General features: G+C 48.6%; 11 protein-coding genes and 1 tRNA gene. 4 read left to right on the top strand and 8 right to left on the bottom strand.

The features are described 5' to 3' along the window. Positions 1-182: 182 nt before the first annotated feature. The 4 genes from TDIS_RS01765 to TDIS_RS01750 are packed head-to-tail and all read left to right on the top strand — an operon-like array spanning position 183 to position 4,934. Positions 183-1,124 (top strand): SPL family radical SAM protein, encoded by a 942-nt coding sequence (locus tag TDIS_RS01765; protein ID WP_068668647.1) that lies wholly within the window; start codon positions 183-185, stop codon positions 1,122-1,124. A 39-nt stretch (positions 1,125-1,163) separates the two neighbouring features. After that, the gene (locus TDIS_RS01760; protein WP_068668645.1) at positions 1,164-2,198 is read left to right on the top strand and encodes a glycosyltransferase family 4 protein; all 1,035 of its coding nucleotides are present in this window, start codon (positions 1,164-1,166) and stop codon (positions 2,196-2,198) included. Beyond that, the gene (locus TDIS_RS01755) at positions 2,195-3,331 is read left to right on the top strand and encodes a glycosyltransferase family 4 protein (RefSeq protein ID WP_068668643.1); all 1,137 of its coding nucleotides are present in this window, start codon (positions 2,195-2,197) and stop codon (positions 3,329-3,331) included. The genes TDIS_RS01760 and TDIS_RS01755 overlap by 4 nt, the downstream gene beginning before the upstream one ends. Beyond that, entirely contained in the window at positions 3,324-4,934 is a 1,611-nt protein-coding gene (locus TDIS_RS01750) for an ArnT family glycosyltransferase (RefSeq protein ID WP_068668641.1), read from the top strand. Before TDIS_RS01755 ends, TDIS_RS01750 begins: the two co-directional genes overlap by 8 nt. Here TDIS_RS01750 and TDIS_RS01745 read toward each other — a convergent pair. The 8 genes from TDIS_RS01745 to rpoD all read right to left on the bottom strand — a co-directional run bounded on the left by TDIS_RS01745 (position 4,916) and on the right by rpoD (position 12,559). Further along, entirely contained in the window at positions 4,916-5,521 is a 606-nt protein-coding gene (locus tag TDIS_RS01745; RefSeq protein WP_161939453.1) for a BUD32 family EKC/KEOPS complex subunit, read from the bottom strand. The genes TDIS_RS01750 and TDIS_RS01745 overlap by 19 nt on opposite strands. Positions 5,522-5,624: 103 nt before the next feature. Then, positions 5,625-6,770 carry a glycosyltransferase gene (locus TDIS_RS01740; RefSeq protein WP_068668637.1) on the bottom strand — a complete coding sequence of 382 codons (1,146 nt, stop codon included), beginning with the start codon at positions 6,768-6,770 and terminating at the stop codon, positions 5,625-5,627. A gap of 2 nt (positions 6,771-6,772) precedes the next feature. Continuing rightward, positions 6,773-7,717 carry a sulfotransferase gene (locus TDIS_RS01735; protein WP_068668635.1) on the bottom strand — a complete coding sequence of 315 codons (945 nt, stop codon included), beginning with the start codon at positions 7,715-7,717 and terminating at the stop codon, positions 6,773-6,775. A 395-nt stretch (positions 7,718-8,112) separates the two neighbouring features. Further along, complete coding sequence (locus TDIS_RS01725) at positions 8,113-9,150, bottom strand: class I SAM-dependent methyltransferase (protein ID WP_084270894.1); 1,038 nt, start codon at positions 9,148-9,150, stop codon at positions 8,113-8,115. Positions 9,151-9,326: 176 nt separating this feature from the next. Further along, complete coding sequence (locus TDIS_RS01720; protein ID WP_068668627.1) at positions 9,327-10,085, bottom strand: zinc ribbon domain-containing protein; 759 nt, start codon at positions 10,083-10,085, stop codon at positions 9,327-9,329. Between the two features lie 15 nt (positions 10,086-10,100). Continuing rightward, positions 10,101-10,892, bottom strand: coding sequence for a Nif3-like dinuclear metal center hexameric protein (locus TDIS_RS01715; RefSeq protein ID WP_068668625.1), 792 nt, complete (start codon positions 10,890-10,892; stop codon positions 10,101-10,103). Positions 10,893-10,910: 18 nt separating this feature from the next. Then, positions 10,911-10,987, bottom strand: a tRNA-Ile gene (locus TDIS_RS01710). Between the two features lie 42 nt (positions 10,988-11,029). After that, positions 11,030-12,559: an RNA polymerase sigma factor RpoD gene (gene rpoD / locus TDIS_RS01705; protein WP_279614529.1), complete on the bottom strand. Its 1,530-nt coding sequence runs from the start codon at positions 12,557-12,559 to the stop codon at positions 11,030-11,032. Between the last annotated feature and the right edge of the window lie 16 nt (positions 12,560-12,575).

Genomic DNA, 12,575 nt, shown 5'->3' with positions numbered 1-12,575 from the left:
CAAAGATCAACCTCAACCAGGCGAAGCTTATTATAACTACTCACAGAAGACTGTCAACCCCCCATCGGACATCCCGTTGGGGGCTCTAACACCTGACAGGTTCTAAAGAGCGACTGACGGCTTTTAATGTAACCCTTCCTTTCCTGCTGTCAAGCCCCGAATGTTATAATCTTTTAAAGCTAATGTATCTCCGGACAATCGAAAGGAAAACCCCAGTTTTAAAAAAGCCGGCCTTCGGGTGCCTCAAAGGCACCCCTTCCATAAATCTTACCCGGGGATGTCTTCATGCCTGTGTCTACTGCTACGCTCGGGCCTTTCCAGAAACGCCGGACAGAGAGGTCTGGCTTTACGCCAACCTCTCCGAAAAATTGAAAGCCGAAATACAGCGACTAAAGCTCCGGGGAAAGCTCCCCGCAACCGTAACCTTTTCTACGGCCTCTGACCTCTTCCAGCCTCATCCAGAGATAAAACGACTTGCTCTTGAGGTTCTGAGACTAGTGCTTTCCGCCGGTCTGCGGGTCTCTTTTCTCACGAAAGGTTTTATTCCGGAGGAGGCCTGGGCCCTCTTTGCGGATTATCCTTCCCTCATCAAGCCACGCATAGGCCTGGTCTCCGTCTCCAGGGATTACCACCGGCTCTTTGAACCTCGGACAGCTCCGCCTCCGGTGCGCCTGGCCCAGCTCGAACGTCTGGTCGCTCTCGGCCTTAATCCCTCCGTAAGGGTTGATCCCGTAATCCCGGGCCTTACCGACCAAGAGGAGGCCCTTGAGGCCCTTTTTCGGAGGCTTTCTCTGGTGGGAGCAAAAGAGGTCTCGGTAAGTTATCTCGTTTTGCGACCAGGGGTTATCCGGCAAATGGCCAGGGAACTTCCGAACAAAATCTTCGGGCCTATCCTCAAATATTATAAAGGTCAGCCCTGGCAGAAGGTTATCACCTCCGCTACCACCAAGCTGGCCAAAAGGGCGGTCCGGGAAGAGGGCTTCCGGCGCATAAAAGATATAGCCTCACATTTCGGTCTGACGGTAAGAATCTGCGGCTGCAAGAATCCGGATTTCCCCTTTGAAGCCTGCACCCCGTGGGAGATCGAATCCTTCTCTCCGGAACTCCCGCTTTTCCAAAACTAAAAGCCCTTCGGGAGACCCGTGGTAAAATGCCGAAGGGAGATGAAAATCGCACTCGTCCGTCCAAAAGTGGGTTTCAGTCTGGGAGGGGCCGAGAACTACACCGCCACCGTGGCCCAAGAACTCGCCAGCCTGGGACACGAAGTGGTCGTGGTGGCGGATTACTGTAACGTCTCGGGGGTGCGGCACGCTAAAGCCCGCATCTACGGCCGGGGGAGTATAGCCAAGACCCTCTCTTTTTTCTTAAGCGCCCGCAAGGTTCTGGCCCAGGAAAAGTTTGACATCGTCTATACCACCTGGCGTTTCTTCCCGGCGGACTGGGTAAGGCTCTCGGATCCTTTGCACGCGGTCTGGATCAACCTGGGTTACGAGGGAGGGGCCGTAGCACTCCGGAAGCTCCGTCCCAGGCATCGTCTGATCCTCTGGCTTGAGCAGCGAAGCCTCGTCGCGGCCCGACGGATCATCGCTAACTCCAAACTGGTTCAGCGCCAGGTGGCCGAACACTATCCGGAGGTAGCCTCCCGGGTGGAAGTCATCTATAACGGGGTAGACTTTGAACGCTACAACTTAGAGGTTCGAAAATTCCGGGAGGAATGGAGGGCCAAATTAGGGCTTGGGCCCAAAGAAATCGCCCTCCTCTTTGCAGGCTCGGACTGGCGAAGGAAGGGGCTTCCGGTAGTGCTTTCGGCCCTTGAAAAATTGCCGGAAACAGTCAAACTGGTGGTGGCCGGAGGAAAAAAACTGGGGCCGAAGGGGCGGGTGCACTATCTTGGAATGGTCAGAGAAATGGAAAAACTATATGGAGCGGCCGACATTTTGGTGCTACCCACACGTTACGATCCCTTTGCCAACGTAGTGCTCGAAGCTCTGGCCTGCGGTCTTCCGGTGGTGACCACGCCAGAGAACGGGGCCTCGGAATTGATCAAAGACGGAATAAACGGCTCTATAGTCATCTATGATCCTCAACTCTGGGCAAAGGAAATCCAAAAGCTACTAAAAAATCTTCCGTCCTTGGAAGATTGCAGGGAAAGCGTAAAAGATTTTTCCTGGGAAAACCATTTGCAAAAGCTCCTATGAAAATTTACTATCTTCACCACTTACCCTTCCCCTGGGGAAGAGCTCATGACGTACATGTTATAAAGACTGTTTATTACTTGGCCCGTTCTGGAATAGAAACCCTCCTTCTTGCCCCAATAAAAAAAGGCTTCAGTCTCCATCGACTTCTTACTTATTACGGATTGGGGCAACCTCCCTACGAACTTCGGTTCATTCCATTCCCAACCCTTAGAAAAAGAGGTTTTATCCCAATCACCTCCAATGCTTTATATGATTTCATCCTTTACCTTTGGTTTTTGAAAGCCAAAAGGGCTCTAAATCGCGAAAAGGCTGTCCTTCTTTTTTCAGAAAAAAGACTCACCCGTATAGCTCGAAAGTGCGCCCATGGTCAGCCGGCTGTCTTTGAAATTCATGGTCTTTCCTATTTTAAAAGAGGAAAGCCTGATCCCAGAGAAAAAGAGGCCTTGGAAGAGGCCTCTTTAGGCTTGGTCACCACACAATCCCTTAAAAATTTGATAGCAAAAATCTATGGTCCCTCCACTCCCTTGATACATCTTCCCCTGGCTTCCGAACCAATGGACTCTCAACCCTATACGGGCCCCAAGGATCCTCCTCTCATGGTATACGTCGGTCAGCTCTATGAGACCCAAGGGGTAGAGGTCCTCCTTCGGGCCATGCCTCATATCAAAAAAGGACAGCTTATTGTCATAGGTGGCCAAAAGAAACAAGTCAAAAAGTTGGAGAAGCTAGCTCTAGAATTAGGACAGGGGAACCGAATAGCCTTCCTAGGATACCAACCTCACCGGAAAATCAAGAACTACCTACTCGCCGCAGACCTTTTAATTCTGCCGGCCCTTTCTGAAGGCAAACAACCCTATGTGGCCCATCAAAAACTATACGAATATTTTTCGGCGGGGCGTCCCATAATTGCCAGCGATCTTCCTTCCATACGAGAGGAAATCACCAAGGATGAAGCCTTACTCTTTCCTCCTGGGGACCCAGAGACCCTAGCCAAGGCGGCGAATGAAGTACTTCTACAACCGAAATTGGCCCGAGAACTCGCCCGAAAGGCCTTCCTACGGGCCAAACAGTTTGATTGGCCGGCACGCACTCGAAAACTCATCCGAATACTGGAGGAAACCTGCCATGTCTAGGAAAACGCTCCTCCTGGGCTTGCTCCTCATAGTGGGATATTCCCTAGCCCTCAACCTGCCCTATCTGTGGGAGAGGGAGTTTCAAGGCGAAGCCGCCCGTCGGGTGGTGGCTTCTTTGGAGATGATGGAACGGCAAGATTATGTAATTCCCTACATAGAAGGCCGCCCTTATCTTCTGAAACCCCCGCTTTACAACTGGGTGCTGATAAGCTTTTTCAAGCTTACTGGAAGCCATTCCGAGTTTGTAGCGAGGTTATCTTCGGTGGCTGCGGCCACGCTTACGGCCCTTTTTCTGGCTTTTATTTTTCGGGAGGTGGCGCGACCGAAGGGTCTTCTCTGGGTTCTCCCGGGTCTAGTCTTTCTTTCTATCCCCGAAGTACTGGACAAGGCCTGTCGGGCCGAAATAGATATGACCTATACCTTCCTCGTGACCATATCGGTCTTCTCGTGGTTCTATCTCCATGAAGTGAAAAATCGGCCGGGGCTAGCCTGGACTCTAGCTCTGGGCCTTGCGGCGCTCGCCACTCTGACCAAGACCTTTCAGGCTCCGGCCTTTCTCTATGGGGCGGTGGGACCTTATCTCCTCATCAAAAAGCGCCTACGAGAATTTTTCTCCGCCACGCATCTCCTGGGACTTGCGGCTTACGCCGTGGTCTTTGCCCTGTGGTTCGTTCCGGCGGCCGAGCGGGTGGGAGCTCAGGCCATTCTCCAGGCCTGGCTCGGGGAGTATCTGGGGAGGAAATCTCCCCTTGAACCCTCCGGATTCTGGGGACATTTCTTCGGGTTTCCGCTGGAATATCTGCAAGGGCATCTCCCCTGGATACTTTTTCTTCCGGGCTGGGCCGACCGCCGTTTGAGAAAAGAGCTATCTCCCGGGCTAAGCAAGCTAGCCCTCTTTAGTTTCTGCCTGGTAGCCTTCTCCTTCCCGGTTTACTGGTTGCTTCCCGGGACAAGACTGCGTTACGTACTTCCGGCTGTGGGAGGCCTCACCCTGCTGGTTGCTATTCCCCTTCACCGGTATCTCTTTTGGGGAAAATTTTCGGCCTTGATTCAGGGTTTGCTTGGAGTACTAATGGTTGCGGTCGTATTGGGAGTTACCGCCTTCCTGATTCTGAGCTGGCAGCGTCTGCATTTAGCCGAAAATCCCTTTGCGGTGGTTTCCCTTCTCGGGTTAATCCCCCTGGCGGCTCTTTTCTTTTTCCTCCGCCGGGCTACCTCCAGAGTGATCCTCCTTTTTCTTTTCATGTGGTTGGCCAAACTCTCCTTCGCCGCCGCATATTTTCCTTATCAAGCCCGTTACCGAAGCCATTATGTCTTCGCAGCCCGAAAACTTCAGACCCTTCTGCCCCGGAGTGTAGAGCTGTGTGACTACCGGGTCAATACCCCTCACATCACCTATTACCTAAAGTATAAATGGCAGTGGGTGAAAGAAGTTAGACTCGTTCCGGAAGGGGAGCTTCGTCGGTGTCGTTTCGTTCTCTCTTGGAGGAGGCCTCCCGGGGACAATTTCGTAAAAATAACCGATATCAAGGCCCGTCGCAGAAAATGGAGCCTGTGGGTTAAAAAGCCAGAGGTTCAGGAGCCTTATAATAAAGCAAAGTAGAGGTCCCGGACCAGTTTTTCCGGATTCTCCCAGCCCACTCTTCCTAGGGAACGAGCCAGAACCTCCAGATCCCGAATACGCCGGGCAAATTCCACCGGTCGGGAAAAGTGCCTGAGGGAGTCAAGGTCCACAAGTATTACTTTTTTCCCGAGCACGAAAAAGTTGCTGAGCTTGGGATCCCGAATGGTGAAGCCTTCCTCGTGCATCCGATATAGATATTGCACGAGGAGGAGAAGTATTTCTCGCCCGCGTTCCTTGAAATGCCGGCAAATGAAACTGGCCTTGTATTCCCAGGGTAAATATTCAAAACACAGTCCCGAATAAAACTTATCCCAGGGTTTCACCGCTACCCATCCTCCGAGGGGAATGAGGGTGGACAGCCCGGAAGCCTCAAACCTTTTGTATCTATCAAGGATTCTAAGGGCCCAGGGGGTTCGAAATAGCTCCAGGAGGGGCGTAAAAAAGTTTCCGTAGCGAACTTTGATAAAAAATTTCCGTTCGCCCGTTCTGTACTCAAAACTGCCGAGTTTCGGCCCGGATTTGAGAACCCGGCTTTCCGCAGGACGAGAAAGAAAAGCCTGCAGCACCGGAATAATCTCTTTGCTTCCCGAAGTAAAAAGGCGATAGGAACGCCACTTAAAGAACCTTTCCCCTGAAGATCCTTTTTGAGAAATTTTCAGCGAACCGGTTTCAGGAAACAGTATGAGCACCTCCTGTAAGGTGATCGAATACTTCCAAAAATTCCCGGGCCATACGTTCTATAGTAAAAGCCTCCTCAACCCTTCGCTGGGCCAGGCGCCCCAGGGTCTCCCTTTCCGCCGGAGAAAGACGATAGAGTTCCCATAGGGCCTTAGCCAGAGCGGACACATCTCCCCGGGGCACCATATATCCGAACCGATAAGGACAGTCGAAGATCTCCGGCAACCCCGGGGCATCGGTGACCACCACCGGCAGCCCCGCGGCCATGGCCTCAAGGACAGCGTTGGGCATTCCCTCCCGCCAGGTAGGATGGGCAAAGACGTCAAGAGCCCTTAAAAAGGCTGGTACTTCGGCGGGCGAAATGCGATCCATCAGAAAGACCCGTTCCCGCAGGGCAAGGCGATTCACCATCTCCGCCAGAGTCTCCTTTTTGGGACCTCCCCCGGCCAGAACCAGATAGGAGTCCTCCGCCCCTCTCGCCCGCAATTCAGCGAATCCTTTGAGGAGACCCTCCTGATCCTTCTCCTTCCGGAAGCGAGCCAGCATCCCTATAAGGAATCCTCCCTCCGGAAGATTAAATATTCGTCGGACTTCCGCCTTTGAAGGTCCCTCCACAAAACGTTCCAGGTCTACTCCGTTGAAGATGACCCGCATGTTGTCTCCGGGGAGGCTGGCTCCCGGAAGATCCTCTAGAACCCCGTAACTGTTTGCAACCCAAAAAGCCACCTGGCGGCGCAAAAAGTGCCATCCTATACGACGCAACCTGTTCCTAAAAATGTCCACATTCACCAGATGGAAAATGATCTTCAGGTAGGGCAGTCTCCATTTCAACAGGGAAAGGCATAGTGCCAGACGATATTTCTGCACCCATGCAACCTGTACCTCCTCCCTCTCCAGCACGGACTTGAGTTTCCAAAAAACGACCGGTTTAAACCGCCGATAATCCCGGGGCAAAAGACCCAGAGAGACCACCTCCACCTCCGGCGGGGACACCTTGCACTTCCGGAGATCCTGATCAAGCACGATTACCAGCACCCGGTAGCCTTTCTCCCGAAGGAAGCGTAACAGATAGGGACGGTAGGCCCCTGTCCTCTCCGCTCTGTCCACCACTAGGGCCACGGTTTTCCGAGCCGACATTCTCAATTTTTTCCTCCGAAGGTCGGGAAGAGAGGATAACCGTAACGCCTGAGAAGAGGCCAGCTCATGAGCGTCACCAGGATCCGGTCTCTAACACGCATTTCCTTCAGCCACTGGGTATCCGGTCTCAGAGAAATCTCCCGGGAAACAAATCCTGCAGGGTTCCCGCCCAGGAGGTGTTTTTCTCCTAGTTTCAAACACCCCTCTATCCGGGGGAAAACCCCTTGCAGATTGAAAGTCTCTTCTATCCTCGCGAGTTCCCGGTTGGGAGCTCTTACAAAATCTTCGTATCTCAGACGATAGTATGGAAAGGAAAAAACCTCTTGGAGCCGATGAACGCCCCAGTTGAATCGCACCCAGAGACGGGTGCTGGTATAGGGATGATGTCTTTTCATGTAATCCCGTATGGCGGGATTGTACTTGCGCCGCAACCAGGAAAAGGCCACCGCACGACTGTCTCTGACCAGATGGAGGAGGAAAATCCGAATATCTTCGAGCTCCCGGAGAAGGTATAGATAATGGGGATGTTTGGTGGAATCGATCAGGACTTTAGCCCCGGAAACCTCCCGTACCTCCCTCAGGATCGCCTGCAATAAATTCCTGTAGAACGTCAGCCGTTTTCTATGTGAAGCCAAATATCTTTTACGCCGCCCTTCAGAGAGGAGAGGGATGTTTTCCACCACCCTTTGAGCCCGAAGGATTTCCTCCAGCTCTCCCGACGAAGGAGCGTCTTTCCCGAAAACTCTTCTCAGCACCTCGGACCAGAAGGGACAGTCCCTATATATACGACCGCAGGAACAGAGGGCTTGTTTCCGGATGAAGCTTTTCCATATTTGACGCATCTCTCCCAGAGAAAAACAACCCCGCCCCTCACCTAGGATCTCGTCTAGGATGGTACTCCCGGAACGTCCGGCTCCTGCAATGTAAATCAAGACAAGTTCAGACACCTTACCTTCTCAATTAAGATTGAATCTTATGAAGATTTATCCCGAAAGCGCCTTATTCGCCCGCGTAGCATAACCCTACACCAGTCCACTAACTATCCAGAAAGGCACAAACATGGTAAGTTCCTCCAGGCCGGCGAATATGGACATGAAGAAATAAGCCACTAAAAACACAAATAGACTCGCAAGTAAAAAGTCCGGAGTATTAGAATAACTTTTTATTAAATAACTACAATTTTTAAGAGTATAGAGACAAAAAAGCAGAAAGATAAAAAAGCAAAAGAACATCTCCTGCATACAAAAAAACTCTAGACAGGGAATCCAAATAGCAATACATCCCAACAAAAAACGCTTTACAATATTATTTAAAGACAAAACTTCTTTACGAACCGATATTTTCACCTTAAAATTCCCTGAAAATAAAGTACTGGCATTTGCACTTTGGACTTTAGATACAAAACAAAAGGTATTAAAAGCGGTCTTATGGTAAGGCTTTTAACAAACTTTAAAGTTTTATATATTCTTTTACGCATTCCTGTACTGCGGCGTTTAGCTAAGGTATATTCTGGACCAAATAATAACTTCAAAAAAAACTTTGAAATTCTTTCTTCTATCACTTTATGACTCAATAAATATTTTTCAAATTCTTTTAAAAATTTAAAAAACGACAAATTAATATCATAAACTTTTCTTTGGTTAAAATCTTCAAGATCCAACAAAAATTCCAAAGATTTCTTAGAAAACCTTAAAAAATGATTGGGAGGATAATCTATTAAAGAAATCCTGGAAAATCTTTTAGAGAAAAAATTATCTCGGTTAGGGACTGTACCTGCAATAATTCCAGGAATATTAAGAATTTTCTTAATATTCTGAATAAATTTTCTAGGATCATCTTGATGCTCTAAAACTTCAAAGAAAGTGATTATATCAAATTTTAAGTTCTTATTTAAGGCATAATTCACAAAACTTTCTAAATCCATAACAAAAGTATTTCTTAAGCCAAAAAGATTTTGTGCACACTTAATGCTATTTTTATCAAGATCTATTCCCCAAACTTCTAAACCAAGCTTTTGAGCTTCTTTAATAAAAGTGCCGTTACCACAGCCGATATCCAATAATTTAACAGGATCTCTATTAAAGAGATTACCAATTATTCGAAAATTTTCAAAAAACTCTAAATGATAATATCTCGGTTTTTTGGTTAATCCACTATGTCGCATATAATATTCATCCAAAAACTCTTCTTCATAAAACTCTGGTATTATCTTACGCGGCTCCCAAAAATCTAAATCACATATGTTACAAGAATAAAGTTTATATTCGTTTTTAAAATAAGGATCAATATAAACCTCTTTGCATGAAGAAATTGAGCTAGCACCACAAATTGGACAAAAAATTGTACCCGGGAACCTGGCAAAACTAGATTGACGATTCATTTTTTCACACTAAACCAACTCAAAAACTAAAGAAGTTAAGCATATACAAAACTAGACTTATCATTGACGAAAATATTTCATACCAGAATCCTCCTAATGAGACCCTAAAAAGGAAAAGGATAAAAACCCCTTGTCTTCAATAAGAGGCTATAAACTCGGTTAACTAGCTTAGCCATCTATTCATCACCTGTCTCAGCGGGCCCCGAACTTTCTGGCTCTTCTGGAAAATAAATCTTCTTATAATAGATAAGACGGCGACATAGGGGACATTCGAAGTAGCGGTCATCACGCTGAAGTTCATTGAAAAGTTGCGGAGGAATATTCATGTGACACCCTTCACAGGTACCATTATCTACCCCTACCACCGCAAGACCACCGCGCCGTTCACGGATAAATTCATATCTTTTGAGAAGGGATTGCGAAATATTACCTGCAAGACTCTCTCTTTCCTTCAGATAGCTCGCCTTCTCTTCCTCCAGTTTCTTACAGAAGGCCTCAAAATTGGCCCGCTCCTCTGACACTTTTTTCTCAAGCTCTTCCAATTCCTTCTTTAAACTTTCTTCTTGTTTCTTCAGCTCTTCGAGCTCCTCCATGAGTTTCAAGATGTTTTCCTCACGTTGCTTGTTGGCCTTCTTGATCTCCTCGATCTCACGAAGAAGGGCCTGATATTCGCGGCTTCCGCGAATCTGCATAAGGCGGTTCTGACTACGCTTAAGTCTTTTGTACTCCTCTTCAAGCTCGTCCTCTTCCATTTTTTTCTTAAGGGACAACTCCTCAAGTCTTTGCCCCAATTTTGCAAGTACATCCCTCTTCTTTTCCAAGGATTCCTCGGCCTCCCTAAGAGAAGAGGGTAACTCGGATTTTCTCCTTTCCAAAGAGAGGATCTTGAGATCAAGCTCTTGGAGTTTTATGAGATTGACCATTTCTTCACGCACCTTTCCGCCTCCTTATTAATTTGTAACAGGATGAAATGGACTTCGGCCTTTAAAGAGACTTATTTTTAGTCCCGGGAATCGGGCTGCAAGCCTCTCCTTTAAATTTTTCAAGAAATAGACCTCCATAGCGTAATGATCCGCTACCACCATCGAAAGTCCCACGAGCTCCACGTCTCTGGCTACGTGATGTTTGACCTCCCCGGTTATATAGGCTTCAGCCCCGTTTTGCAAGACCTTAGGAATGAGACCCGCTCCAGATCCGGCACAAATCGCCACCCGTTTAACCTTCCGGTCCGGACCAACCGTAAAGACTGGAAAATGGATAAGGGACGCGAGCTTGCGGGCTATCTCTGAAACCGAAATCGGAAACTCCACATAGGCCATCCGGCCCAATCCTATTTTGGGAAGATCTGGAGAGACCGGTTTCAGTGCCTTCTCACATTTAAATCCCAGAGCCTCCGCAAGAACTTCTGTTACACCTCCGGGAGCGGCATCCAGATTGGTGTGGTATGAAATTACGACCTTCTCTGCCCTTATAAGACGAACTATTAATTGCGTCCAGGGATCATCCTCTCTGAGACTCTTTAAAGGTCGAAAAAAAAGCGGATGGTGGGTAAGAAGACAATCGATCTCTTCGGAAAAGAGCCAATCCACCACTTCAGCCGTCAACTCTAGAGCTAACCCCAAATGGTTTATTTGAGTCTTTGAAGATCCTAACTGAAGACCTACGTTGTCCCAGGACTCAGCCCAGGCAACCGGCGCAAAGTCTTCAATATATCGGCATATTTCCTCGACTGAGACTGACATCTTCTCAAAAAATAACTTTGGTGGGCCTGGGAGGATTCGAACCTCCGACCTCCCGGTTATGAGCCGGTGGCTCTAACCAGCTGAGCTACAGGCCCACCTGCCTTTAATGTAGCCTTCTCTAATTTTCTGTCAAGGAATTAGGAAGTTAGATAATACTTGAGATGTTTGCTACGGCTGGGATGCCGAAGCTTCCTGAGGGCCTTAGATTCGATCTGACGGATCCTCTCACGAGTCACCCGGAAGGCCCGGCCTACCTCCTCTAGGGTGTGTTCGTATTTTTCTCCGATACCAAACCGCAATCGCAAGACTTTTTCCTCTCGAGGGCTAAGAAAAGAAAGGAGTTTCCTTACTTCCTCCGCTAGAGAAAGATCCTCAGTGGCCTCATGAGGGGCCAGAATCATCTCATCTTCTATAAAATCCCCCAGTTGGGACTCTTCATCGTCTCCTACCGGAGTCTCAAGAGAGACCGGATCCTTGGTAATCTTTAAAATGGTTTTCACCTTTTCCACAGAAAGTCCCATTTCCTGAGCTAGGATCTCCGGCGTAGGCTCCTCGCCGTGTTCCTGGTAATACCGGATGGATGTGCGTACAAGTTTGTTGACCAGCTCTATCATGTGCACTGGGATGCGGATGGTGCGGGCTTGATCCGCTATGGCTCGAGTGATGGCCTGTCTAATCCACCAGGTGGCGTAAGTACTGAACTTATAGCCCCTTCGGTAATCAAACTTCTCCACAGCCTTCATGAGGCCGATATTGCCCTCCTGAATGAGGTCTAGGAATTGAAGTCCACGGCCTACATATTTTTTAGCCACCGAGACCACCAATCTGAGATTAGCTCGAATAAGGGCCTCCTTTGCCTGCTTGGCCTGAGTTAGACCTTCCTCTATCTCCCTGGCAATCTTCCGGAACTGTTTGAGGGAGACTCCGAAATGCTTCCCGATTTCCCGGCGGGTTTTTACGGCCATAAAATAACGTGCTCTCAGACGGAGAAAATCCTCAACCGACATGTTTAATTTGGCCGCAGCCTCCTCGATCCTCGAGAACTCTCCGTTGGTACGTACAAAATACTGGAGTAGAACCGAAAAATTATATCCGGACTCCTCCTCAAGACGCTCTATTTCCTTTTGAGAACGCTTGAGTTCGCAGGAAGCTCTGAGAATCTCTCGAGTAATCTCATCAATCAATTTGCGAGAAGGTCTCCTTTCGAAAAGGGTATCTACCAGCTCCTCCCTTAAACGGCTAAGATAGCGATAATAAGAAAGTTGGGCCTCCCGGGCTTGGGGAATCCTATCGAGCCCGGAAAGAATGCTCTCAAGATGGGTCAGCACCTTTTCTCCCCAAGCCTTTAAACCAGTCTTCTCTTCTTGTGCGGAATCCTCTGAAAATTCATCGGCATCCCTCAATATATCTCGCGTGCGGATCTTTCCTGAAAGAAAGGCCTTAAAGATTTGATGGAGATTTTCGATAGCCGGCCTCACTTTCAAGGCCGCTGAAAGGGCCTTCCTCTCTCCGAACTCTATCTCTTTAGCGAGTTCAACTTCTTCCTCCTTGGAAAGAAGGGGTATGTCCCCCATATCTCTTAGATAAAACTTGACAGGATCTGCCCCCCCAGCAGTCTCAAATTCTTCTTTAGCGGTATCCAGATCCCAACCGTAGGAGGCCTCAATTTCTTCCAGACAGGAA

Source organism: Thermosulfurimonas dismutans, assembly GCF_001652585.1.
Lineage (GTDB): Bacteria > Desulfobacterota > Thermodesulfobacteria > Thermodesulfobacteriales > Thermodesulfobacteriaceae > Thermosulfurimonas > Thermosulfurimonas dismutans.
This window is presented reverse-complemented; position numbering and strand designations above follow the sequence as displayed.